The following is a 24,392-nucleotide window of genomic DNA, read 5'->3' on the forward strand; positions in this document are numbered from 1 at the left end:
GTGCGGCCTGAGTAAATAGCAGCCGTAAACCATTCTAAGATCGTCATCGCTAATTGAGAGGGGGAGGATTTGCTGCGATTCCAGAACCCTTTTTCCCTCCGCCAAAATATGCTGCTACTGGGCGCGGTGGCTGTCGTTGCAGGATGGTTGATTGCGAATCTGAATCTGTTGCTGAGTGTTCAGTTCCTTTTCTTGGCCCTGTGTATTGCTGCGGTTTGTGGTCTGCTGTGGTTGAGCAGCCGCCCCTTTTTCGACGAGCTGTCAGCACTGGTCGGGCTGCTGGAACAGAGCGAGGAGCGTGGTGACTGGCTTGAATCTCATGCTGACACAGTAGATCGGGACTTGACCGGCTTGTCCCGGGCTCTGCAGGGATTGTTACGTTCTATGGCAGAGCGCGAAGCGGCCCTGATGGCCACGCAGAACGAGTTGGAGTTGCGAGTCAGTGAAGTCGCCATCAGTAACACAGAGCTGAATGCGGCGCTGCGTCGTTTGCGTGCTGCGCAAGAGCACATGGAGAGCAGCGAGAGAATGGCGTCACTGGGGAGTCTGGTGGCGGGGGTTGCCCATGAGATTAATACTCCGGTCGGTATCGGGGTGACGGCAGCCTCGTCCATGCAGACACTTGTGCAGACCGTGAGCGACAAATACGAGCGAGGTGAGTTGGGTCACCGGGAGCTCTGCGGGCTTTTCGACAGTGCCGAACAATACTGTCAGTTGCTGATGAGCAACCTGAAACGCGCGGCAGAATTAGTACATAGCTTTAAGCAGGTAGCGGTAAATCAGACGGCCGATGACCTGAGTCACTTTGATCTGCAGGCCTATACTGAAGAGGTTTGGTGCAGTCTGAGCCCTCAGTTGAAGGGAACCTCGCTAAGCTATGCGCTGGAGTGCAAGGGCGATATGGCGGTGAGGGGCTACGCTGGCGCTATTTCCCAGATGTTGACGAATCTGGTGATGAATTCATTGATGCATGGGTATGCATCGGGGGTGGCCGGCACGCTCTCCCTGTCGCTTCAGCGCCGTGGGGATATGGTGTGTATGCGCTATTGCGATGACGGTGATGGCGTGGCCCCGGAACACCTGGACAGTGTATTTGATCCTTTTTTCACCACGAAGCGGGGGGCTGGTGGCAGTGGTCTGGGGATGTACATCGTGTACAACCTCGCTACGCAACGCCTTCAGGGCGAGATTACCCTGCAGAGTGAGCCGGGCCAGGGGCTATGTGTGGAGCTGATATTTCCTGCGGACCTTGGCGGTGAAAAGCCTTTAGTAGATAGCAGTCGCGATGTGGTTGAATAGCAAACGAATATGGATGTCGAGGAGTAAATCGTGGCGATTGATGACCAGTTGATGCTCGCCAAAGACCATGCGTCTAATGCCGATGGCACACTGCCGAGCAAAGGGTGGAAAGTCCTCATTGTGGATGATGAGGAAGAAATCCACGTGGTAACTCGCCTGGCGCTGCACGACTTCAGCTTTGGCGGCCGCCATCTTGAATTTATGAGTGCGTACTCCGCATCGGAGGCGAAAGAGCTGATCCGCGACAACCCCGATATCGCGATTATTCTGCTCGACGTCGTTATGGAGACCGACAATGCCGGTCTTGATGTGGCGCAATACATCCGCCAGGAGGTGGGCAATCACTTTGTCCGCATCATTCTTCGCACCGGCCAGCCGGGACTGGCACCGGAACGGCGGGTACTGAAAGTCTACGATATCAACGATTACCGGGCGAAAACGGAACTGACTCAGGATCGGCTGTTTTCGGTAATCTACACGGCGCTGTCGTCATACCGGGATTTGATCTCCTTGGCACGCAGCCGGCATCAGCTCATTGGTCTGGTTAATGAGGTGGAGCAGGTTTCGCACCTTGTCGCCAGAGATCTGCAGGTGCCGTTGAATGAGGCGGTAGCGAGTATTCGCAAGTTGGCGGCGCCCGGCGATACGCCGCTACCCGAGCCGCTGGCTGAAGAAGTGCTGTATCTCCGCGAAAATGTCTATGCGATGCAGTCCGCCTTGAACAAACTCGTTGCGTTAACGTCGGTAGGGCGCTTTAACGAAAGTCGGGAAATGGTGGATTGCAACGCCGTGATTCACGATGTGTTGGTGAATCTGGAAGAGGAATTCCGACTGACCCACGCCAACCTGTTCTGTGAAACGCTGCCAACCATACTCGCCTGCCGACGGCAGCTGGTCCAGCTGTTCCAGAATCTCATCGGCAACGCTATTCGCTTTACCACGGGCCACGCGCCGGAAATCCATATCAACGCGGTTACCCACGAGCGAAACTGGCTGTTTTCGGTTTCTGATACCGGGGTGGGGATCAGTCCCGAGGAGCACAGCGGCTTATTCAATCTTTTTCACCGCGACAGTTCCGGTGGTGTTTCTCAGGAGTCCGGTGTGGGCCTGGCGATCTGTGAAAAGATTGTGCGCTGGCACGGCGGCAAAATTTGGCTGGAGTCAGAGCTCGGTAAGGGCTCAACGTTCTACTTCACTATTCCTCTGAGCGAGTAAGCGGAGTCGATATGCAGGCAGAGTGGGTGCTGGCCGGAATTCCTTCAGCGGTCGTCTGTGTCGACATAGAAGGCCATATTCGCTACATCAACTCGGCAGCCGAGCGCCTGCTTTTCTGTAATCACGACAGTCTTATTGACGCGCCGATGTGTTCGTTGCCTGTCCGCGGCGCAGGTGGGGTCGTGTTGACGGCCGACGCTGTAGCGGCACTGGCAGCGTCGGGCAATGAAGCAGCTATCCGCTTGCAGGCTGGTCAGGGCGACAACAGTGAGCAACAACTGATCCTACGGGTGAATACCGTCAATGACGGGGATGGGCATTGTGTCGGTTACAGCCTGCTGCTGAGCGGGCTGGAGGCAAGCGGGGACAGTGATCAGGCGCTCGATCCGCTGACTTCTCTCATGGGTCGCCGCGAATTTGAGCGTCGCATCGATAACCTGGTTAATGATGCCGCGGTCAGCTCGCGTACTCATGCCTTGCTGTATATCGATATCGATCAGTTCAAACTGATCAACGACACCAGTGGTCATGGTGCCGGCGATAATCTGATAAAAGCCGTCGCGGACTGTTTGCAAAGCGAGCTGTTTGCCGGTGACTTGCTGTACCGTCTGGGCGGCGATGAGTTTGGCATTTTGCTAAGCAACGTCGACCACTATGAAGCGCGGTCGATTGCGACTCGGTTGATCAAATCTGTCAAACGCATGAGCTTTACCTGGAGTGGTATTGCCCATCGTGTCTCTATCAGTATTGGCGTGGTAATTATTAACGACCAGTCGCAGGAGCGGCAGGCGGTGATGAGTCAGGCGGATGTGGCGATGTATTCCGCGAAAGAAAACGGTCGTGGACGTTTGCATGTTTATGATGTTCATGACAAAAAACTCAGCCGCTTGCAGGACGAAATGGACTGGGTGCACCGCATTAACGATGCACTGGGCAGCGGCGCATTCTGTCTGATGCGGGAGCGCATCGTGCCGCTGTGCGATGAGCAGGGCGCGGCGCGGGAGTACAACGAACTGCTGGTACGAATGCGCTATCAGGGCGAGCTGCTGAGTCCCGGGCAGTTCATGCCGGCCGCTGAGCGGTTTGGTCTGATGCCGCAGATCGACCGCTGGGTCGTAAAGGCGGTATTCGACTATTTACAGAGCAACCCTGAGGTCGTGGCCAGTCAGCCGCTGTTTGCGATCAATATCTCCGGGCAGTCCCTGTGTGAAGAGTCCTTTCTGGAATTTGTTTATCGCCAACTGCGGCGCAGCCATATTGACCCCGGCTTGATCTGTTTTGAGATTACCGAAACCGTCGCGATTACCAACTTTTCGGCGGTCAGCCGTTTTATCGACCGGGTCCATGAGCTCGGTGGCCAGTTTGCGCTGGACGATTTTGGCACGGGTATGTCTTCTTTCGGCTACCTTCAGGAGCTGGCGGTCGATTTCGTAAAGATTGACGGCATGTTTGTGCACGATATTGATAAAAACCCGGTGCACGAGGCGATGGTTCGCTCCATTAACGACATCAGTCATGTTCTCGGTAAAAAAACCATCGCGGAATTCGTCGAGCGCCAGACGGTGTTTGATTACCTTGCAGAAATCGGCGTGGATTTCGCGCAGGGCTATCTCCACGGTCGCCCCGTTCCCCTCGAAGAGAAAATTAGCTGATCGGGACCATTTCTGCGCTTTTCTGAGCGAATGCGCTCTAGTTCACACTCTGACGGCATGTTATAAAAAGGGTTATTACTCATTAACCCGAGCGATATCGGCGCCGGGAACAGCCATAAGAGAACTCCATGCTGTTTGCCAAAACTTGCAAGTCAGTCAGCCAGAAAATCTTCCGTGACCCCGCCAGAGGCTTGGATATCGCCGCCAGCGCCACCATCGATCCCAAGGAAGCGAGTGTCGCTGGAACCGATGTCAGTGCAGAGGACGTTGAGGCGATCTGGCAGGATGCAGAGGCGCTTCACCGCAGCGGTATGCACCCGATGGTCAGCGTCTCCCTGCGCAGAAAAGGTAAACAGATACTGCACCGCAGTATTGGTTTCTCGGGTGGATTAGATGAGGGCCAGCCGGTTAGCGCTGCGCTCGATACACCCGTTTGCCTGTTCTCCGCGTCCAAAGTAATCAGCGCGGTACTGGTCCACAAGCTTGCCGAAGACGGTTTGCTGGATCTGCTGAATCCGGTCAGTCATTACATTCCCGCGTTTGCCCAGGGCGGAAAAGCGCGTATTACCATATATCAGTTGCTGGCCCACCGAGCTGGAGTGCCTGGATTGGCTGCTGACACGCCGACGGAAGTGCTGTTCGACTCCGAGGAAGCCCTGCGGCGCATTTGCGCAGAGCAAGCACTCTGCGAAGATGGACGAGTGGTGGCCTATCACGCGATTACCGGGGGCTTTGTGCTCGCTGAACTGATTCGCGTGTGCACCGGCAAGGACGTGAACAGCTATCTGGATGAGGTGATTCGCAAGCCCATGGGAATGCGCTACTTCCGCTATGGCCTTGATCCCAAGGACCATGCGGCCGCAGCGCAGAACTATGTTAGTGGTCTGCCTAATGTGGGGCCGGTTGGCAATCATCTTGAAAAGGTGCTGGGCGCCGATGTGGATTCGGTGGTACGACTCTCCAACACCGAAGCCTTTCTCAACGCGCAAATTCCCTCAGGTAACCTGTATGCCACGGCCGAGGAAGCGTCCCGGTTCTTCGAAATGCTCAGGCAACAGGGCGAGTGGCAGGGCAAGCAGATTCTCTCCCCACTGACCGTGAATCGCCTGACTCGCGAAGCCGCGCGGCCACAATTTGATCGCTCACTGATCATTCCCATGCGCTACAGCGCGGGTTGTATGTTGGGGGGGCGCTATGTTGGGGTTTACGGTCGCCATACCCCGTTTGCCTTTGGTCATCTGGGATTCTCCAACATTCTTTGCTGGGCGGATCCGCAACGCGATCTGTCGGTGGCGGTGCTGAATACTGGCAAACCTGTCGTTGGCAACCACATTGTGAGTTTGTTGAAACTGGTTGATGGAATCAGTCAGCGCTGTGGGCCCTGTGAAAATATGCAGGCTTTGAATAGCAAAATGCCGCGATTTTCGCTGAAAACGCGGTAATTTCATTATCACTTAACTCTGTTATCATGCCGTTAAGCCATCGCTGCCGACTGAGTACAATCCCTATGGTGCTGAGTAGTAGCGACTGTTAACGTGGTACAACTGAAACGGCCACGCTAGGAATTGCAGGATTATGCCGTCAACGATCAAGAAGCTAGAAAAGCAACTGGAAGAAGCGAACAGCTACGAGGAATGGAAGTCCCTTGCCATTGAGCACGATCGTGGATCAGGACGTGCGCATTGGAAGAAAATCGACAAAACCAGCTTGTATGACTACGCCTCCATTCGCTCTCGACTGGAGCGCCTGCGGTATTTTCGTGAAAACAACGACAATATTGGCTTGCTGTTCACCCTGAATGAGGGGATTCACGGCAATATGGGCGGCATGGGCAAGCCGGTGTTGTACTCCCGCGCCAAGTTCGGGACGAAAAACCTGATCGGCGACTATGTCGACGCGATTGTGGATGCGCTGGAGCACCTGCGTACGCTGGATAGCGATCACCCCGATTTTCTCGAGCGTCTGGATTTTTTCCGTCGCGCCAGCAAATGCTACGGCAAGTCGGCGCTGATGCTGAGTGGTGGCGCGATTCTCGGCAACTTCCATGTCGGTGTGGTGAAGTCGCTGGTAGAGCAGGATCTGCTCCCCGACGTGATTTCCGGTGCCAGTGCCGGCTCGCTGATTGCCGCAGTGCTGGGCACGCGCTCTGACGCTGAGCTGAAGGAATTTCTGGATACCGAGCGATTGATTGATGAGCTGCGGCTGGAAATGGACCTGGTCAATAACGGCCTGTCCAACGCCACACCGCGTATCAATCACCGCATGCTCAAGGAAAAAATTGCCAAGCTGATACCGGATATGACCTTCCAGGAGGCCTACGAGAAAACCGGCAGACACATCAATATCTCCATTTCTCCCTCTGATGTGCACCAGACGTCACGCCTGCTGAATGCCATTGCGTCACCCAATGTCTACATTCGCAAGGCCGTGCTGGCCTCCTGTGCGGTGCCCGGTGTGTTTCCGCCGGTTATGCTGGAGGCGAAGAATGTTCATGGGCATCCGCAGCCTTATCTGGCGACGCGCCGCTGGATAGACGGTTCATTCAGTGATGATTTGCCTGCCAAACGGCTGGCGCGCCTCTATGGTGTTAATCACTTCATTGTCAGCCAGACCAATCCCATTGTGTTGTGGATGCTGCACGATGCGAAATCGTCGCAGGCCGGTGTGGTAAGTTCTTTGCGACACTTCACCATGCGCAGCCTGAAAGAGTGGTACAAGGTCAGCAATACGCTGGTGCAGAAGTACTTCAAGTCCTCGCCCAAGATTCGCCGGATGGCGAACATGGCCAATGCGGTGGTGAGTCAGGAGTACACGGGTGATATCAATATTATTCCGCGCTATCGCTTTTTCGACCCCCGAAAGCTGCTCAATGAATTGACGGAAGAACAGCTTCGGTTCTTTATCCGTGAAGGCGAAAGGGCGAGCTGGCCGAAGATTGAAATGATTCGCACCAGTACCAAAATCAGCCGCAAACTGGCGGATATTCTCGAAGAATATGAAGCTGAAGAATTGACCCACCTTTCCAAGCATCACCTCGGTGCCGAACTCCCGCAGGGACGGCGCGCCTGAGACTGCGCGAATATGTCGCAGTTCGGCCAGTTGCCAAGGTCTGGGCAACTGGCTATCTTGCTTGCCAAGTTGCGGCGTCGCCGCATTGGTATAGCAGAGAGTGGAGTTGGCGATGGTAGAAGCCACTGAATTTACCCCTTATATCTCCGCCTTTGGCGGTGTGTTGATTGGCCTGTCGGCGGTCTTGCTGATGTGGTCCGTGGGCCGCATCGCCGGTATTTCCGGCATTGTCGCCGGGGCTGCGCTGGAGCACGGTGGTGAGCGAAACTGGCGCCTGGTTTTTTTGCTGGGGCTGTTTATGGGCGGCTTTGTGGGCGCCTATCTCACCGGGGCGCTGGAGGATGTTCGCCCTGTGCTTTCAACGCCGATGCTGGTCGTCGCCGGCCTGGTTGTGGGCGTGGGGACGTCGATGGGGTCCGGCTGTACCTCTGGTCACGGGGTTTGCGGTATTTCCCGCCTTTCGATGCGTTCCATTGTGGCAACGCTGACCTTTATGGCCAGTGGCTTTGTCACGGTGTTTGTTCTGCGTCATTTGCTGGGAGAAGGCCTGTGAAATATCTGATGGTATTGCTCTCCGGCGCTTTGTTCGGGGCGGGAATCGCTGTGTCGGGAATGGCTAATCCGGCCAAGGTGCAGAACTTTCTGGATTTATTCGGCCAGTGGGATCCCAGCCTGGCGTTTGTCATGGGGGCTGCGCTGATCGTGGTGGCGCCTGCCTACCACTGGTTGTTCAAAGCCGAAAAGCCGAAGCATGGCGAAAAGTTCCATTTGCCGACCGCTAAGCACATCGACAGGAAACTGGTGGGTGGCGCGGTGTTGTTTGGTATCGGCTGGGGCTTGAGCGGTCTTTGTCCGGCCCCCGCGCTGGTCGCTATTTTGACGGGCATAGGTCAATTCGTGGTGTTTGCACTGGCAATGCTCGCCGGCATGGTGATTTACCGGCAGTTTATTGCTCGCTGACTCCGGCTATGCCGCTGGTGGGTGTTGGGGCGGATTTCCGCAGCTCGGGTTGATATTTTTTCCTTCTCTCACATAGAGAGGATGTTGCGCATGCGGGCGCAGGTGTAAACTTGTCTCCTCACAACAATAATGGCACGGAGTGCGCATGTCGGTAACAATGCAGTTTGATCAGGATCTCGATACAGTTTGGGCGCGTTTACAGGATCCGGACTTCCGGGTTGAACGCAGTCTCGCCTTGGGTGAGCTCAGCGCAGATTGTGAAATAGAAGATTTCGGCGACAGCCTCACGGTGGCGATGGAGCGCGAAGTGACTCGTGAGCTGCCCTCCGTGCTGGCGAAGGTCTTCAATCCCAAGCAGACCCTTAATTTCCAGGAAGAGTGGCAAGCCGACGGCGACGGTTGGAGTGGCACTATGCAGATCACGATCAAGGGCCAGCCTGTAGTGATTTCCGCGGAAATGGCGTTGCAGCCCCAGGGTGATGGCTGTGAGTATCGGGTCAGCCATCGCTGCAAGGCAAAAATTCCGCTGGTCGGCGGCAAGGTGGAAAAGTTTGTACTGTCTCAGACCGACGATGGCGCCGTTGCTGAGCTGGACTACCTCAAGAAGGCGTTGGCTTAAGCGGCTTTGGGGAGGTGCTGTTGCAGTGCCTCCTGCAAATCTGCCGGCTCGCGCAGTCGTTTGATCTGCTCAAAAAGCTCCTGAGCCTGCGGATATGTGCGGCGCAGATACCCTAACCACTGTTTACTGGGGCCGCCGACATGGCGCGGGGCGCATGTTTGCAGGCTGTCTTCAAACAGTGCGTAGAGCAGAGGAAAAACGGCTTCCCAAGACCACGGCTGGTGGCTGTTGCCGAGTCGCTGCTGCTTGATATGCAGGGCGAGGTCAGGGCGGGACAGCAGTCCGCGCCCGAGCATAATGTCCTCGCAGCCGCTGTCTCGCTGGCACAGGTCGGCGTGCTCGGGGGTCCAAATTTCCCCGTTGGCAACCATGGCAATGCCAAAGCGCTCGCGAGCCGGGGCGATCTGATGCCAGTGGGCGGGCGGTGTGTAGCCGTCTTCCCGTGTTCTGGCGTGAATAGTCAGCAAGCTCGCGCCCCCCGTTTCTGCCGCATTGACGACGTCATGAAATCGCAGACTGTCGCGGAAGCCGAGTCGAATCTTTACGGTGAGGGGGACGTCATCCGGAAGCTGCCGGCGGATGCTGCTGACAATGGCGTAAATCAGCTCAGGTTCGTCCAGCAATATTGAGCCGCCCCGATGGCGGTTGACGCATTTGGCTGGGCAGCCGAAGTTCAGATCGATGCCCGGTGCGCCCAGTTCAGCGGCGCGCGCCGCGTTGTCGGCCATGACGCCGGGCTCACTGCCTAGCAGTTGCACGTACACCGGTGTGCCACTTGGTGTCGTACCGCCGTGATGCAGTTCGGGGCAGAGACGGTAAAACACCCTGGCAGGCAACAGTTGGTCGGTAACGCGAACAAACTCCGTAATACAGCGGTCTATACCTCCAACGGCGGTCAGCAGGGCGCGCATACGTGCGTTGACGACGCCCTCCATTGGGGCCAGATGAATATGCATGGTGAACCGGTATATCGTTGACATTGAATGCGCGAGCGCGGGGCCGCATTATAGCGTGTTGAGGGGTAACTGTAGATGGGTTGCAGGTTGGTAGGATGGCGAGCGTGAAAGCAAAATTTCTTGTTGCGGGCATTTATGCCGCGGCCACTGCATTGGGGCTGTACGGACTCAGTGCGCCCGCACGCGAGCAGTTGGAGCAGACGGTTGCTGAGGAACAGAAGATCTTCAACGCTGATGACGCTCAGTGGTTCGGCGATGATCCGGTCGTGCGTCAACCTCTGGAACTGTTGTCCATCCTGCCCGGTGATGAGATGCCCCGCGCGAATATGGCGATAGATGGTCAGGAACGCCTTGTCGGGGTCGGTACGCAATTACTGCCACCCTGTTTGAAGGTGGCGGAGGTGATGGCGGAATCCGTACTGCTGGATAGTTGCGGCGCGTTCCGCTTGCTGTCGCTTCGCGGTACACAAGATGACGAGGGTGACGATCGCTTTGAGTATCGTAGTGAGCTGGCAGATTATGATTTTGCCGCCCGGGCGTCGTCCGTGGTTGATCTCCGCAACGATACGCAGGTCAGAGCACTGATAGCCGAGTATTTGCAGCGGCTCTATGAATCACCGCTGTCACTGCGCGGCAGTCTGGATGTGCAACGCCGCAAGACGTCAGCGGGCCGCCGCCACTACTATCTTTACCCTGGCGATGACCCACGCCTGTTCTCGCAACTGCCCCTCAAAGGGGGCGACCGCCTTCACGCCATCAATGGTATGGCGCTGGCCGCGCCGGACGTTCTCAATGATCTGTATGACCGGCTCGGCAGCAGTCGCGATATTACGTTGACGCTGGATCGCGATGGCGAGGCGCTGGTGGTTCTGTTGTCACTGCCTTCCCGTGGCAAGCTCGCAGGGCTGTCTCAGCCCTAGCCGCCTCGCTTGCGCGCGGCAAAAGAAAAATCATTGAAATTCCTTAATATTTCGCAGTCGTCATGGGTAGTATACTTGGCAAAAAATGGCCTAGGCGGCTTGTTGCAGTGGCTGTGCACTGCTCAAAGGCGCTCGCCGACAAAGCAAGTGAATGGAGAGCATGATGAGCGATTTTAAAAAGTGGGAATGTGTTATTTGCGGTTTCATCTATGACGAGGCAGAAGGTCTGCCCGATGATGGCATTCCTGCAGGCACCCGCTGGGATGATGTCCCCGAAGACTGGGAATGCCCGGATTGTGGTATCAGTAAATTCGATTTTGATATGGTCGAGTCCTGACCTGTACCTTCGCGCCCCGCCTGCTCTGGCGGGGCCGATTTCGCTCTTCCGGTAACGGTCGGCAAAAATCCCTCCCTGCTATGCGCCTTCTGCTAAGCCTCTGTTACACTAAGTCGGTTTAATGTTCTGGTGACCCGAGCTTTTGACGAGGTAATTATGCGAAAGATAAAAACAAGTCTGCTGTGTTCCCTGTTGGTTCTGATGGCAGCCTGCGCCCCTGAAGTGGGTTCAGAAGCCTGGTGCGCCGCGATGAAAGAAAAGCCGAAAGGTGACTGGTCGGCGAATGAAGCTGCCGATTACGCCAAACACTGCGTGTTTAAATAAGCGGTTCTGCCAATACACCGGCGTCGGTTTCGATGCCGGTGTATTCGTTAGGATGCTGAAGGATGACGGCCAATTGTGACAGTGTGGTCGGAGATGGATCGGTTTGGTAAGAAAAATGTCATACAGTTTCTCTAGTATGCGGCGCTCGTGGGGCGAATTTGAGGTAGTACGACGAGGTGGATAAGTCGGCGGTAATTAAGCAGGTACTAAGCCCTCGCGTCAGTGCCAGTGTCAGTCTGATATTACTGTTGCTGCTGATGATGGTGCTTGCCAGCGTGTTCTGGTCAGCCGCTGCTTTCAGTCGCGATGTCACTCTGCCGGTGTCCAGGCCCGTTGCGGCTGTCGCACAGTCTGCTGGCGGACCCCAATACAATGTACAAAGTTTGCTTGCGGTGCCTTTGTTTGGCGAAGCTCCGCAAGACGACAGTGAAAAAATCATCCAGCAGGATGTACAACGCAGTCGCCTGAAAATTTCGGTGCTGGGACTGGTATCGGGCAGCGACGAGAGCGGTGTGGCCATACTGCGTCACGGCAGCAAGACCAAAGCCTATTCCGTTGGTGAAAAAATAGAGGTGGCGGGCTCGGTGACGCTTTTGGCGGTCATGTCAGACCACATCATCATTGAAAACAATCGTCGTCAGGAAAAAATCGAGCTGGAGAAACGTCAACTCAGCGGCGGCATTACGGCGGCCCCGTCGGCGAGCGCCCAGCCGGCAGACGACGAGGTGATTAGCCTGGATCGGCCGGAGATCAAAGAGCTGATTGGCGAAGACCCCATGGATACGGTGCAGAATAGTCCGCTGAAACTGGTACGGTTCTTCTCTGCCAGTCCGGTTACCGAGAATGGTCAGGTCAAGGGCTATGCTCTGTCACCGGGGCGGGATCCGCGTCTGTTCAAGCTGTTGGGTATTGAGCCGGGTGATGTGGTGCTGTCCGTGAACGGACAGTCGCTGGCGGATCTGCCAGCAACCGAGCTGATGAAATTAATGGAAAACACGCAATCCTTCGAGCTGCTGGTGCAGCGCAACGATTCGATTCTGAGCAAAAGACTGGATTTATGAAAACACTTTTTCTGAGCATGTCACTGCTGCTGGTACTGGTTTTGCCACTGCAAGCCAGCGCGGAGCGCTTCGACCTGGACATGCAGAATGTCGACATTGGCGAGTTCATCGATACGGTTGCCAAGCTCACTGGCAAAACCATTGTGGTCGACAGCCGGGTGAAGGGAAAAATCAGTGTTCAAAGCCATCGCAAACTGGACGCCGACGAGTTGTATCAGATTTTTCTGCTCCAGTTAGGCGTGGAGGGGTACTCGGCGGTAGAAGCCGGTGACGGCATCCTCAAAGTCATCCCCAACCAGGCGGCAAAAATCGAGGGTATTGAAGTACAGCGCTCGGCCTCATCGCTGGGGCGCAGCGAATCCATTATCACGCGTATTGCCCAGCTGCAGAATGCCGATGCCGACGAGCTGGTGAAGTCGTTGCGCCCGCTGGTCGACAACAAAGTCGGCGTTATCACCAGTTATTCCGATTCCAACATCATCCTGATTACTGACCGGGAATCTAACGTGCGCCGCCTGATGTCGATTATCGACGCGGTGAATTCCGTTGATGCGCAGTTGATGGAAACGGTGGTGCTGCAAAACTCTTCAGCGGAAGAAGTTGAACGTGTTCTCAATAAGGTGCTGTCACAGCAGACCCGCAAGCGCGGTTCTTCAAAGCCTGTTGTTGCCGCCGATCCGCGTACCAATACGCTGATCCTGTTTGGCGATGATGAGGCGCGCAGTTACTTGCGCCGCCTGGTTAAAGACCTCGACAGTGAAGTCAGTAGCCAGTCGAATATTCGTGTCAAATACCTCAAGTATGCTAAAGCCGAAGAACTGGTGACGGTGCTGAAAAGCATCAGCGATACCATTGTTAAAGATGAGCAAAGTGCCGGGCGTACCACCGCCGGTGGCGGCAATGCGCTGTCGATCAATATTGAAGCCCACGAACAGACCAACTCCGTTGTGCTGTCAGGTAGTCCGCATATTATTAATGACCTGGAGAAGGTGATTCGCGATCTGGATATCCGTCGCGCTCAGGTCTTGGTAGAGGCGATTATTATTGAAGTCACCGACAACAAGGCAAAGGAGCTGGGGGTGCAATGGCTGTTCCGCGGCGCGGATGACGGCACGGTACCTGTTGGTGGGATCAACTTCAGTGGTGGCGCCTCGGGGACTGGCAGTTCACCGGGAATCATTAGTTTGCTGGCTGGTGAAGAGGCGGCTGCGACGGCTCTGAGTGGTTTGCGTGGTGCCGCCATCGGTTTCGGCAAAATTTCAGACGGCTTCAGCTTTGCGACCCTGGTATCCGCGCTGGCCAGTGATTCGGAGTCCAATATCCTGTCGACACCAAGCCTGCTGACGTTGGATAACGAAGAGGCCTCTATTCTGGTTGGTCAGGAAATTCCCGTGTTAACCGGATCTACCGCCAGTTCGACCAACACCAACCCCTTCCAAACCATCGAGCGCCAAGAGGTGGGTACCAAGCTGCTGCTGACTCCGCAAATTAATGACGGCGACGCGGTCCAGTTGAGCATCGAACAGGAAGTATCCTCGCTCAGCCCATCGACCTCGGCTGCCGACGTCATCACCAACAAGCGCACGATTAAAACGACCGTGCTGGTCAATGACGGTGCCACCATTGTGCTGGGTGGCCTGATTGACGATCAGGTTAATGAGCAAAGTGCCAAAATCCCCCTGCTCGGCGATATTCCCCTGTTGGGCCGCCTGTTCCGTGCGGACAATACCAGCACGTCTAAACGTAATCTGATGGTCTTTATTCGCCCGACGATCGTTCGCGACCAGGCGACTCTGTCAGAAATCAGTGGTCGCAAGTACAACTATATCCGCGCCGAGCAGTTGGCGAAGGCGGCCGAGGGCATCAGCCTGTTCCCGTTCACTGATCTGGCGGTACTGCCGGAGTGGGCGGGCATGGCTCCTTCGCCGGTTGATCTGTTGCCGCGCAAACCAGTGCCGCCACCGATGGCGCCCGCAGAAAAAGCACGCGAGCAGGAAGTCGAGGCGCTGGAGTCGGAAGCGGAGCGCAAAGAGATGCTCCAACCCCGGCCTCAGAGTGAGGCGGTTGAGGAGCCCATCTTCATTGACGAGCCGCAGCTGATCGAAGAGTCCGAGCAGAACTGATATGTCGCGAACGCTGAGTTACGCCTTTGCGCGCAACAATGGGCTGCTGGTACAAGAGGTTGATGGCGATCACCTCGAGCTGCTGTGCTGCGCGTCAACTCCCCCGGCTGCACTGGCCGAAGTGCAGCGGGCGCTGTCTGCGCCCTTCACACTGACACTGTGTGATGAGGCCGAGTTGCAGGACAAAATTAATGAGGCCTTCCAGCGACAGCAGGGCGATGCCATGTCGGCGATGGGAGATATCAGCGACGAGGTGGATCTAGATCGCCTCGCCGAGGAAATTCCCGAGTCGCAGGATTTGCTGGATGCCCAGGACGATGCGCCGGTTATCCGCCTGATTAACGCGCTGTTTGGCGAAGCCCTGAAACGTGACGCCTCTGATATTCATATCGAAACCTACGAAAAGAGCATGTCGGTGCGCCTGCGTGTCGATGGCATTTTGCAGGAAGTGCTCACCCCTAACCGCCGACTGGCGCCGCTGCTGGTGTCGCGTATCAAAGTCATGTCGCGACTGGATATTGCCGAGAAACGCGTGCCCCAGGACGGACGGGTATCGCTGCGTATCGCGGGTCGCTCGGTGGATGTGCGGGTATCGACTATCCCGTCAAACTACGGCGAGCGCGTGGTCATGCGTTTGCTCGACAAGCAGGCCGCCCGCATTGATCTGAGCCAGTTGGGTATGCCCGCCAAGACGCTGACAACGTTGACCGACCTGTTGCACCAGCCCAATGGCATTATTCTGGTCACCGGCCCCACCGGTTCTGGTAAGACGACAACGCTTTATGCGGGTTTGATGGCGCTCAACGATCGCAAACGCAATATTCTTACCGTTGAAGATCCTGTGGAGTACGATATCGAAGGTATCGGTCAGACCCAGGTTCACGCCAAGGTGGGAATGACCTTTGCTCGCGGCCTGCGCGCGATTCTTCGCCAAGACCCTGATGTGGTGATGGTCGGGGAAATCCGCGACCAGGAAACCGCCGAAATTGCGGTACAGGCCTCGTTGACAGGCCACTTGGTATTGTCGACGTTGCACACCAATACCGCCATTGGCGCGATTACCCGTCTCGTAGATATTGGTGTTGAGCCTTATCTGATTGCGTCGAGCCTGAAGGGGGTGCTTGCGCAGCGCCTGGTGCGGCGACTCTGCCACGAGTGCCGTGAGCCCATTCAGCTGGATGCAACAGAGGCGCGCTTGCTCGGTGACAGCAGCCTTGAAGGTAAACAAGCCTATAATGCGGCGGGCTGTGACGCCTGCCAGCACACGGGCTATCGCGGCCGACAAGGTGTGTATGAGCTGCTGGTGATCGATCGTGAAGTGGGTGAGATGGTCCACAATCGCGCCGGTGAGCAGGAAATACAGCGCCATGTTGCCGGGACGATGAATACCCTGATGTCGGAAGGGCGCAGACTGGTTCTGGAAGGGCAGACCAGTCTGGACGAACTGCTGCGCAGTGTTCGCGAGGGAACGGATGCCAGCCTTTGAATATCGTGCCCTGGATGCCAAGGGAAACAGCAAGCGTGGCGTAATCGAGGCGGACTCCAGCCGTCTTGCCCGTCAGGCGTTACGTGAAAAGCAACTGTTTCCCGTAGAAATTAATGCCAGCCGGGATAAACGTCGTGGCGGCGGCAGTGGATTCTCGCTGTCCCGTCCCAAAGTCAATATCGCCGATCTGGCGCTGTTTACCCGGCACCTGGCGACGCTGATCCAGTCCGGTATTCCGGTTGAAGAAGCGCTGGCCGCGACGGCCAAGCACACGCGAAAGGCCTACCTCAAAGGCATTGTGCTTGAGCTGCGCTCCCGTGTGTTGGAGGGCCACTCGCTCGCCGATGCGCTCAACGACCACCCCAATGTTTTCAATTCGGTTTATCGTGCACTGGTCAGTTCGGGCGAGAAGTCCGGAGATCTGGCGGAAGTCCTCAACCAATTGGCTGAATACACCGAAGACAGTCAAAAGCTGCGCGGCGTGATAGTGCAGGCCGCGTTGTATCCGCTGGTGTTGTGCTTTGTGGCCCTTGGGGTGATTACCGCGCTGATGACTTACGTGGTGCCCAAAGTGACGGCGCAGTTCGATCACTACGATCAGGTACTGCCGCTGCTGACGCGAATTCTTATCGCTATCAGCGATGGTATGGCCAGCTATTGGTATACCGTGGTCATCGCTGTTATTGCCGTCGTGCTCGGTGCCCAATGGTGGCTGCGCGACCCCGAGCGGAAATTGCGTGCCCACCGCCTGCAGCTGCGCCTGCCTATGTGGGGGCCGTTAGTGCGCGAGCTCGATTCGGCGCGGATGTTGCGAACGCTGGCCATTCTGCTGTCTTCTGGTGTGCCGTTTTTGGAAACGCTGAAAGTGGCCTGTGCCACGCTCAGCAACGAACACCTGAAGCAAAGTATGGATCGCGTACGTGAAGAAGTCCGCGAGGGGAAGAGCTTCAGTCGCTGTCTGCAGGATGAGGCGGAATTACCGCCGATGGCGGTGTATATGATTGCCAGCGGTGAGTCCAGTGGTGAGCTGGAGCAAATGGTACAGCGCGCCGCGGCAAATCTGGAGCGCGAGCTGCAGGCCCGCGTACAAATGTTTATCAGCCTGTTTGAACCCTTGTTGATCGTGGTTCTCGGGCTGGTAGTCTTGTCCATCGTGCTGGCCATCCTGCTGCCGATACTGCAATTGAATAACTTGACACAATTCTAGGAGGTCGACGTGGAGTCGCTTGCATTTAACCACCGCCGTCAACAGGGTTTCACACTGCTGGAGATCATGGTGGTCATCGTCATTCTCGGTTTGCTTGTCGCCGTCGTGGCCCCGAATGTACTGCAGAATCAGGACCGCGCCATGGTGGAGAAAGCCCGCGCCGATATTGCGGTGCTGGAGCAGTCGCTGGACATGTACAAACTCGATAATCACGTTTATCCGACCACTGACCAAGGGCTGATGGCTTTGGTGAAGGCACCGCAAACCGGCCCCCAACCGAAAAACTATCGCAGTAACGGTTACATCAAACGCCTGCCCGACGATCCCTGGGGCAACCCCTACCAGTACATTCAGCCGGGTGAGCACGGTCCTTACGACCTGTATTCGCTGGGTGCCGACGGTGAAGAGGGCGGCGAGGAGCTGGCCAGTGATATCGTCAACTGGCAGGAATAAACAACGCGGATTCTCCCTGCTCGAACTGCTGGTCGTCATTTTTATTATCGGCCTGATGAGCGGGGTGGCTGTGCTGACCTTGCCGGGCAAAGACGGTGAGGCCATGCTGCGTGAAGAGCGGGCGGAGCTGATGACCAGTCTGCGCAGTGCACGCTCAGAGGCGGTGTTCAGCGGCCGAAGCCTTGGGCTGCTGTGGAATGGCAGCAGTGGCCGCTACGTCACGCTGACAGAAAGCGGCTGGCAGCCCATTACGGTTGGGCCGCTGTCTCGACAACTTGAAATGGACAGCAGCGTGCGCGCTGAAATCTCCATTGCGGGTGAGCCGCTGAAAATGCCCGAAGAGGAAGAGGGTCGCCGCCAGATGACGCCACAGATACAGTTTCTGGGCGATGGTCAGATCAGTCCCTTCGAGTGGCGCCTGCGTTCAATAGATGGCGACACGCTGGTGTTTGACGACAGTCTGAAGGTGAAGGATTAATGGGACGGCAGCGGGGTTTTACACTGCTGGAAATTATGGTCGCGCTGATGATTTTTGCGACCGCTGCGGTTGCCCTGAGTAAAAGTCTCAGTGAGGCCACGCTGAGCACGGGTGAGCTGGAAAAGCGCCAGTTTGCCGACCTGGTCGCGCAAAACCTGGTGGTTGATATTCTTCGCGAGGGTTTTGGCAATCGCAATACAGGCAAAGCCTCGCTGGCGGGTTACGACTTCGTCTGGCAGCGCAGTGTGGCTGATACGCCCCATCCCTCCATGCGTCGCGTGGAACTGACAGTGCGTATGGAGGGCGAGAAGGACACCTTGGCGACACGCATGGCCTTTCTCAAGAAATGAGTAGAACCCCGCAGAAGCCTTGTGCGTTTAACCGAATGCGGTGCCCGGGGCAGCGGGGCTTTACCCTGGTCGAACTGCTGATTGCTATCGGCATTATGGCACTGCTCGGGGTAATGGCCAGTGCGCTGTTAAACGGGGCGCTACAGAATCAGGACCATGTGGCCGAGCGGCAACAGCAACTGGAGCGCGTGGCGCTGGCCTTGCAAATGATGCGTCGCGATCTGGAGCAGCTGACGCCGCGGATTCCCCGTGATGAGCAGGGTGACCCATTACCGGCCCGATTGGTGGCCGAGCAGATCGGGGAGAACAGCGAGCTGGAGTTTGTGCACGGCGGACGGCGGTTACTGCCGGGGCAGGTGCTGAACAGCAGCTTGGAGCGCGTGCGCTACGAGGTGGAAGACGGTGTATTGCTGCGTTACAGCGCGGCGGTTGCCGACCCCACTGAAAACAGCCCTCGGCAGCGCCGCGAACTGCTGGAGGACGTGGGGCGTTTTGTTGTGAGCTTTTACGACGGCAGCCGCTGGACAAGTTTCTGGCCGCCCAGCACGCAGCTCAATGCGCTGCAACCGACTGGTTTGCGCATTGAACTGGATGTTGGTCCCTGGCCCGATATTGAAATGAACGTGCTACTGCCGGAGCTGGTGCAATGAGGGCGCCTCCAGCCAAGCAGCGTGGCGCCGCGCTGATGATGGTACTGCTGATGGTCGCCATCATGCTGGTGCTGTCGGTAAACCTGATCGACGCTGTGCGCTACAACAGTCAGCGCCTGTTCAATCAGCGATTGATGGATCAGGCCTACTGGTATGCGCTGGGTGGAGAGCGCATTGCGGTATTTGCGCTGGAAGACATTGCCGGTGAGTCGGTGGTGACACTGAATCAGAATTGGGCGCGCAAGGATATCGTGTTTCCGGTAGACGGTGGCTCTATCGCCGGGCTGGTTGAGGACGAGCAGGCCTGTTTTAACGTCAATCGCCTGTATTTGTCGGATGAAGCCGCCCAAAGTGGCAGTCGCAGCCCCGCCCAGCAGGTGCTGGAAGGCTTGCTGCTGAATCTGGAGTTGAATCCTCAGCGCGCAGCCTTTATTACTCAGCGGCTGAGCGACTGGGTCGATGCCGACTTTTCTCCCGAGGGGACGTACGGCGCGGAAGATTTGACCTACACGGCGGCAGACTATCCTTATTTGCCGCCCAACCAGCCTCTCGACTCGCTGAGCGAAATGAGCTTGTTTGCCGAGTTCGAAGAGGATGAAGAAGCGGCACTGCGACCGTATTTATGCGCGTTGCCGGAGATTGAAACGGGGCTGAATATCAATACCCTCAGCCCGGAAGACGCGCCACTGCTGGCGGCTGCGATTGGGAATATTCTGGCGGTGCCCGTGGTGCAGCAGATTATTGAAGAGCGCCCGGAAGAAGGCTGGGCGACGGTTGAAGATTTTGTCGTGATGCTGGGGCTGTCAGAGGGGCAGCCCATTCCGGCAGAGTTGCAGGCCGGGCTGACGGTCAAGTCGCGATATTTTCGCGGCCTTGCCGATGTGTTGTACGAGCAGCGACGCCTGCGTTTGTACAGCCGCTTGGTGTTGAACAATGGCAAGGTTTACGCCTATGCGCGTGAATATGGAGAAGTTTTTTGAGCGAACGACTATTGCTATCCATGCCCGCAGACGGTGATCTTCGTATTCACTGGCTGCACTGGAGCGACAGCACTCAGCAACGTCTGGATACCGGCAGCATAGAGGCTGGCGGTTCACTGGACGATCTCGGTGAACGGTTTGCCGGGGTGCCTTGCTACGTCATTGTGCCCGGTGAATGGGTGAGCTGGCAGCAGGTTGTTCTGCCCAAAGGGGGGCGTGTGGGTCTCGCTGCGCTGCCTTTTCAATTGGAAGAACAGCTTTGCAGTGATCTGGATTCGCTGCATCTGGTCTGCGGCAACATTGTGGCGAATCAGCCCAGCGATGTGCTGGTGGTTGATCGCCAGCGCATGGACGAGTGGTTTGCCCTGTTAAAAGACAGCGGTTTAAAAGTAAAAAGCCTGCTGCCTGACTATGCTGTTTTGCCGGAAAACGTGGTGCTGCTGGACGAGCGCAGGGCGACCGTGCGCTTGCCTGCAGCGGCGGCCAGCTTGAGCACCGATAATCTGTCAGCTTGGTGGCAGGTCGCCGGAGGTGATGTAAGCCCGCGTTGTTACAGCGAGCAGGGGGCGGCGATTGCCGTGAGCTTACCCGCAGAAAGCACGCAAACCTATGAACAGCGGCTGGAGCAGATTGCCAGGCTGTTTTCGCCCTGGCCGATGAATCTTCTCAGTGGCGATTATCGCCTGAAAGAAGAGAGTAATGTCCTCTGGCAGCGGCTGCGCTGGCCGGTGGCACTTGCGGGGCTGCTGTTAGCACTGCACTGGCTCAGTCTGGGCCTGGAAATTGCCGACAGCCGTCGCCAGATTGCGCTCTATGAACAGGGCATTGACGATATTTATCGAGACACTTTCCCCGGTGCGCGTATTGTCAATGCGCGCAGCCAGATGCGTAGCCAGTTGGCGGCGTTGGAGGGAGGGAATGTTGAGCAGTCGGCGTTCATGCCCTGGTTGGACCGCATTGCCCGCGCCAGTAAAGGAGACAGTGGTATCCGCCTGCAGCAGCTCAACTACGAGAAAAATGCCGTTAAAGTGCTGATCGCTGCCGATGGCTACGAGCAGGTAGACCGATGGGTAGCGGCCTTGTTGTCACAGGGCTTTGAGGTTGAACGCGGTGCGTTTGGTCAGGAGCAAACAGGAATCACTGGCCAGCTGGTATTGCGGGAGGGCGGCAAATGAAGTCACTCAATGCTCTGTTGGATGGACGCTCGGAACGCGAGCGCTGGATTTTACTGGGCGGCATTTTTGCGGGTATCCCGCTACTGGTGTGGTTACTGCTGTGGCAGCCGTTGCTGGATGCGCGCGCCAGCGCTGAGGAGCGTCTGGCCCAACGCCAGCAGATTTATAGTTGGATGCAAGGCGCCGCTGCGCAAGTGACCGCCGCGCGCGGGCGAGGGCAGTCACTCGGCACCGTCAGTGGCTCTCCGCAGCAGCAGATTACCAGTGCTGCCCGCCAGTTTGGTGTGAATATCAGCCGCATTGAACCGCAAAGTAACGGTCGGTTCCTCGTGCAAGTGGCGATGACGGATTACAACAGCGCCGTGCGGTTTATCGATGCCTTGCTGATGGCCGGTATGCCGCTGGATTCTCTGTCGATGGGGCGGCTGGATGTGCCTGGCCGGGTGTCGCTGCGAGCGACTCTGGGAGGCGCATAGTGAAACGCTTGGGTGTCGCACTTCTCGCCATTGTTGTTTTACTTGGCAGTCTGGTCTGGCAAGCCCCGGCCTGGCTGTTGACCGATACCTTGCGAGACCGTTTACAGGGTGTAGAGCTGGGGGCGGCCTCGGGCGGGCTTTGGCAGGGGCGACTCAGCCACGTTGTGGTGCAGGGCTTGCAGCTCGACGAGATTCATTGGCGTGTTCAGCCGTCTGGCCTTTGGAATCAGCGGCTGCTGCAGGTGACGACTGCCGCGCCAGTGGACGTCTCTGCTGAGTTGGGACTGGCTGATGCAGAAACACTGATCGCGTCGGATGTTCAGGCAAGAGGGCAGATTGCGCCCCTGTTAGACGCAGTGGATGTACCCAGTATGGGCTTCGATGGGCAGTTTATTGCCCGACTCGAACAAGCCCAGCTGACGGCGAAAGGGTGCAGCGAACTGCAGGGTAAAGTCAGTATTGATCAGCTCAGCGGCGATGTAGATGGGCTTGATGCTCTGGGCAGTATCCAATCAACACTGAGCTGCAGCGGTGGACAGATTGTGGTGAGTATCGATCCCGATAACCCGATGAAAGTCCGGGGCAACCTGCGTATTGCGATGAATGGTATGCCGCGCGGGCAGATACAGTTGAGTCCGCCTGAGGGCAGCGCGCTGTACAACAGTCTCAGCCAATTTTTTGGCAAGCCGCGGAACGGCAAGGACTTCGTGCTGCGCTTTTAACGCGAGTCCTGCGTCGACGACGGGCTCAGTCCGCATTGTTCGAGTAGTTCACCGCTGAGTTGTACATGACGCTGGAACGCCTTGAGGAACTGCTCGCCGCGTTCTGTCAGCTGTTTCTGCCATGCCTGATACGCGGAGGGCAGGGCAAGCTGTACTGCCAGCTCTCCGCTCAGCCCCTCCAGCTCAGTGAGCAGTGCTTGTTGATGCCGGTTGGCGAGGCTGGCCTCGGCCTGGATGCCGGCAATAAAGAGCTTGTGCAGTACCTGAGCGAATATCCTGGCATTTTCATTGGCGCTTCCGGTCAGGCACAGCTGTCTGCCGTTAAGGCGCTGTTCGAGCAGCGCGTTAGCCTGTTTCAATCCACTATTCGACTGGCGCTGAAAGCGTAACCATTCCCCTCCAAGACCCCGGCGGATATCCGCGAGTATGGGGATCAACTCGCGATAGCGATGATAGTCGAGGCCTGCCAGCCACTGCTGTTGTAATACCCGCCAGTGTGCCAGTGCGGTGACTGCAACATCCCGCTGTTCGGGTGGGTAGGGCTGACGGTGCTGAGCGGGGGCCTGCCATAGCTCGCGAAACTCCGGGCCGGCAATCAAGGCATTGAAAATCAGTGCGGGGAGTTGTTTGCGCTTCTGGCGTTTGGCTGACAGCAGGCTGGCTTTCAACTCGGCTTCACTGTCGTCCAGTATCTCAATACAGGCGTCCACCTCATCCAAAAATCGCAAGGCAAAGAGTAACGCTGACGCATTATCGCCGTGACGGCCCAATATACTGTTCTTCTCTGCGAGGGTCTGGCCCAGCGCGCAGCGGCGCAGGCGCAAAAACTCCAGCAGATTGATCTGCTCGCTGTCGACGGGGAATGTTATTGCCGCTGCGCTTGGCAATGCGGGGAGGGCGGCTGGGGCAGGAACGGGAGCTTGCCTGTCGAGCGTACGGCTCAGTGATTGGGTATATCGCTGCCAAAGGGCCTCATAGGCATCAGGTCTGTCACCGCAGGACACCAGCAGTGAGCTGAACAGCAGGTAGCAAACAATGCGGGTCACGGTGTCAGAGTGGTGACGATCGCGTCAATCAGTTCCGGATCAGTGGGTTTGGTTTTCGAGGGAAACGCCGTGGCTTCGCCTGAGCGGGGGTTGAACAGGTATTTGTAAAAATTCCATTTCGGCGCGACGCCGCTTTGCGACACAGCCAGTTTCAGCAGCGGTTGGGGCTCTTCGCAGCGTACACAGCCGCGGCGGAATACCGGAAAGGTGACACCGTAGTTGGCGTGACAAACTTTGGCTGTCCGCTCACTGTCTTCATATTCCTGCCCGCCGAAGTCGCCGGTGGGAATACCCAGTATCAGCAGGCCCTGATCGCGATAGCGTTGATACAATGCCTCCAGGCCATCAAATTGCGAGGTGTAGCCGCAGAGGCTGGCGGTGTTCACAATCAACACAGCGCGTGCCTGCTGCAGGGTTTTGCACAGGGGTAATGACCCCGCTTCCAGAGTGGGAAGCTCGCTGTTGAGATAGTCGGGACATTGCCAGTCAGCTTGACTGGACGCCGCCGCTTGGCCAGCCATAAGCAAACCTAGCATCAGCAGCGAGAGAGCGATGCGCATTGGAGAACCGCCTGTTTAGAACTCGCTGTCTTCGTAGAGAGAGCGGTGACAATTGCGAGGTGTCGACAGCGATGATTCTTTCTCGTCGCTGCGCACCGGAATGGGCGCAAGAGGAGGCAGTGTTATGGTTTGCCAGAGTGAAACCAGAGCGGCATAGCATTTTTCGATCATGGTGTGTCGACCTCCGTTGTGGCAGTAACGCCATCTTTGCATAGACATCCTCGCACAGCAAAGCTGCGTAGTACTATACGAGTTGTCGCGGTGGACCGATCAG

The 24,392-nt window shown here is 56.8% G+C and carries 27 protein-coding genes; 23 read left to right on the forward strand and 4 right to left on the reverse strand.

Translation table 11 applies throughout. From position 1 onward, the window contains the following. Positions 1 to 69 precede the first annotated feature (69 nt). From AC5DB9_RS07705 to AC5DB9_RS07740, 8 genes are all read left to right on the forward strand, one after another. Positions 70 to 1,299, forward strand: coding sequence for a sensor histidine kinase (locus tag AC5DB9_RS07705; protein ID WP_272990298.1), 1,230 nt, complete (start codon positions 70 to 72; stop codon positions 1,297 to 1,299). 30 nt (positions 1,300 to 1,329) lie between these two features. Next, positions 1,330 to 2,514, forward strand: a complete 1,185-nt coding sequence (locus tag AC5DB9_RS07710) for a sensor histidine kinase (protein WP_028968441.1) — start codon at positions 1,330 to 1,332, stop codon at positions 2,512 to 2,514. An 11-nt stretch (positions 2,515 to 2,525) separates the two neighbouring features. Next, positions 2,526 to 4,166: a putative bifunctional diguanylate cyclase/phosphodiesterase gene (locus AC5DB9_RS07715; protein WP_273009206.1), complete on the forward strand. Its 1,641-nt coding sequence runs from the start codon at positions 2,526 to 2,528 to the stop codon at positions 4,164 to 4,166. Between the two features lie 128 nt (positions 4,167 to 4,294). After that, complete coding sequence (locus AC5DB9_RS07720) at positions 4,295 to 5,608, forward strand: serine hydrolase domain-containing protein (protein WP_273009204.1); 1,314 nt, start codon at positions 4,295 to 4,297, stop codon at positions 5,606 to 5,608. Between the two features lie 133 nt (positions 5,609 to 5,741). Next, a complete protein-coding gene (locus AC5DB9_RS07725) occupies positions 5,742 to 7,235 on the forward strand; it encodes a DUF3336 domain-containing protein (protein ID WP_022959768.1) in 1,494 nt (497 codons plus the stop codon). A 112-nt stretch (positions 7,236 to 7,347) separates the two neighbouring features. Further along, positions 7,348 to 7,788: a YeeE/YedE family protein gene (locus tag AC5DB9_RS07730; protein WP_272990791.1), complete on the forward strand. Its 441-nt coding sequence runs from the start codon at positions 7,348 to 7,350 to the stop codon at positions 7,786 to 7,788. Beyond that, on the forward strand, positions 7,785 to 8,195 hold the full coding sequence (locus AC5DB9_RS07735; protein WP_022959766.1) for a YeeE/YedE family protein: 411 nt from the start codon (positions 7,785 to 7,787) through the stop codon (positions 8,193 to 8,195). Before AC5DB9_RS07730 ends, AC5DB9_RS07735 begins: the two co-directional genes overlap by 4 nt. Positions 8,196 to 8,340: 145 nt before the next feature. Beyond that, positions 8,341 to 8,814, forward strand: coding sequence for a DUF2505 domain-containing protein (locus AC5DB9_RS07740; protein WP_272990788.1), 474 nt, complete (start codon positions 8,341 to 8,343; stop codon positions 8,812 to 8,814). Here the strand turns inward: AC5DB9_RS07740 and AC5DB9_RS07745 are convergent. Continuing rightward, positions 8,811 to 9,794, reverse strand: coding sequence for a tRNA-dihydrouridine synthase (locus AC5DB9_RS07745; RefSeq protein WP_272990787.1), 984 nt, complete (start codon positions 9,792 to 9,794; stop codon positions 8,811 to 8,813). The two genes, AC5DB9_RS07740 and AC5DB9_RS07745, sit on opposite strands and share 4 nt — an antisense overlap. A gap of 80 nt (positions 9,795 to 9,874) precedes the next feature. Here AC5DB9_RS07745 and AC5DB9_RS07750 point away from each other — a divergent pair, with 80 nt between their 5' ends. The 15 genes from AC5DB9_RS07750 (at position 9,875) to gspN (ending at position 22,512) form a co-directional block, all read left to right on the forward strand. Then, on the forward strand, positions 9,875 to 10,690 hold the full coding sequence (locus AC5DB9_RS07750) for a hypothetical protein (RefSeq protein ID WP_272990784.1): 816 nt from the start codon (positions 9,875 to 9,877) through the stop codon (positions 10,688 to 10,690). Positions 10,691 to 10,853: 163 nt separating this feature from the next. Further along, positions 10,854 to 11,027: a rubredoxin gene (locus AC5DB9_RS07755; RefSeq protein WP_022959762.1), complete on the forward strand. Its 174-nt coding sequence runs from the start codon at positions 10,854 to 10,856 to the stop codon at positions 11,025 to 11,027. 201 nt (positions 11,028 to 11,228) lie between these two features. Beyond that, positions 11,229 to 11,351 (forward strand): DUF3012 domain-containing protein, encoded by a 123-nt coding sequence (locus tag AC5DB9_RS07760; RefSeq protein WP_245542392.1) that lies wholly within the window; start codon positions 11,229 to 11,231, stop codon positions 11,349 to 11,351. 176 nt (positions 11,352 to 11,527) lie between these two features. Beyond that, complete coding sequence (gene gspC / locus AC5DB9_RS07765; protein ID WP_022959760.1) at positions 11,528 to 12,412, forward strand: type II secretion system protein GspC; 885 nt, start codon at positions 11,528 to 11,530, stop codon at positions 12,410 to 12,412. Continuing rightward, positions 12,409 to 14,535 (forward strand): type II secretion system secretin GspD, encoded by a 2,127-nt coding sequence (gene gspD / locus AC5DB9_RS07770; RefSeq protein WP_272990777.1) that lies wholly within the window; start codon positions 12,409 to 12,411, stop codon positions 14,533 to 14,535. Before gspC ends, gspD begins: the two co-directional genes overlap by 4 nt. Position 14,536: 1 nt before the next feature. After that, complete coding sequence (gspE, locus tag AC5DB9_RS07775) at positions 14,537 to 16,021, forward strand: type II secretion system ATPase GspE (RefSeq protein WP_022959758.1); 1,485 nt, start codon at positions 14,537 to 14,539, stop codon at positions 16,019 to 16,021. Continuing rightward, positions 16,008 to 17,228, forward strand: coding sequence for a type II secretion system inner membrane protein GspF (gene gspF, locus AC5DB9_RS07780; RefSeq protein ID WP_272990774.1), 1,221 nt, complete (start codon positions 16,008 to 16,010; stop codon positions 17,226 to 17,228). The genes gspE and gspF overlap by 14 nt, the downstream gene beginning before the upstream one ends. Before the next feature lie 9 nt (positions 17,229 to 17,237). Further along, entirely contained in the window at positions 17,238 to 17,681 is a 444-nt protein-coding gene (gspG, locus tag AC5DB9_RS07785) for a type II secretion system major pseudopilin GspG (protein ID WP_022959756.1), read from the forward strand. After that, on the forward strand, positions 17,656 to 18,159 hold the full coding sequence (gene gspH, locus AC5DB9_RS07790; protein ID WP_272990771.1) for a type II secretion system minor pseudopilin GspH: 504 nt from the start codon (positions 17,656 to 17,658) through the stop codon (positions 18,157 to 18,159). Before gspG ends, gspH begins: the two co-directional genes overlap by 26 nt. Further along, positions 18,159 to 18,509, forward strand: a complete 351-nt coding sequence (gene gspI, locus AC5DB9_RS07795) for a type II secretion system minor pseudopilin GspI (RefSeq protein WP_022959754.1) — start codon at positions 18,159 to 18,161, stop codon at positions 18,507 to 18,509. Before gspH ends, gspI begins: the two co-directional genes overlap by 1 nt. Then, positions 18,506 to 19,159, forward strand: a complete 654-nt coding sequence (gene gspJ, locus AC5DB9_RS07800; RefSeq protein WP_273035468.1) for a type II secretion system minor pseudopilin GspJ — start codon at positions 18,506 to 18,508, stop codon at positions 19,157 to 19,159. The genes gspI and gspJ overlap by 4 nt, the downstream gene beginning before the upstream one ends. Then, positions 19,156 to 20,139: a type II secretion system minor pseudopilin GspK gene (gspK, locus tag AC5DB9_RS07805; protein WP_022959752.1), complete on the forward strand. Its 984-nt coding sequence runs from the start codon at positions 19,156 to 19,158 to the stop codon at positions 20,137 to 20,139. The genes gspJ and gspK overlap by 4 nt, the downstream gene beginning before the upstream one ends. Beyond that, positions 20,136 to 21,314, forward strand: coding sequence for a type II secretion system protein GspL (gene gspL / locus AC5DB9_RS07810; protein WP_272990765.1), 1,179 nt, complete (start codon positions 20,136 to 20,138; stop codon positions 21,312 to 21,314). The genes gspK and gspL overlap by 4 nt, the downstream gene beginning before the upstream one ends. Next, a complete protein-coding gene (locus tag AC5DB9_RS07815; RefSeq protein ID WP_272990763.1) occupies positions 21,311 to 21,790 on the forward strand; it encodes a type II secretion system protein M in 480 nt (159 codons plus the stop codon). Before gspL ends, AC5DB9_RS07815 begins: the two co-directional genes overlap by 4 nt. Beyond that, positions 21,790 to 22,512, forward strand: coding sequence for a type II secretion system protein N (gene gspN / locus AC5DB9_RS07820; protein ID WP_272990761.1), 723 nt, complete (start codon positions 21,790 to 21,792; stop codon positions 22,510 to 22,512). The genes AC5DB9_RS07815 and gspN overlap by 1 nt, the downstream gene beginning before the upstream one ends. Here the strand turns inward: gspN and AC5DB9_RS07825 are convergent. The 3 genes from AC5DB9_RS07825 to AC5DB9_RS07835 are packed head-to-tail and all read right to left on the reverse strand — an operon-like array spanning position 22,509 to position 24,331. Next, positions 22,509 to 23,558 carry a DUF3080 family protein gene (locus AC5DB9_RS07825; protein WP_022959748.1) on the reverse strand — a complete coding sequence of 350 codons (1,050 nt, stop codon included), beginning with the start codon at positions 23,556 to 23,558 and terminating at the stop codon, positions 22,509 to 22,511. The genes gspN and AC5DB9_RS07825 overlap by 4 nt on opposite strands. Then, positions 23,555 to 24,118 (reverse strand): glutathione peroxidase, encoded by a 564-nt coding sequence (locus AC5DB9_RS07830; protein WP_272990759.1) that lies wholly within the window; start codon positions 24,116 to 24,118, stop codon positions 23,555 to 23,557. The genes AC5DB9_RS07825 and AC5DB9_RS07830 overlap by 4 nt, the downstream gene beginning before the upstream one ends. Before the next feature lie 15 nt (positions 24,119 to 24,133). After that, positions 24,134 to 24,331, reverse strand: a complete 198-nt coding sequence (locus AC5DB9_RS07835) for a hypothetical protein (RefSeq protein WP_272990757.1) — start codon at positions 24,329 to 24,331, stop codon at positions 24,134 to 24,136. Between the last annotated feature and the right edge of the window lie 61 nt (positions 24,332 to 24,392).

The organism is Spongiibacter sp. (genome assembly GCF_984394615.1).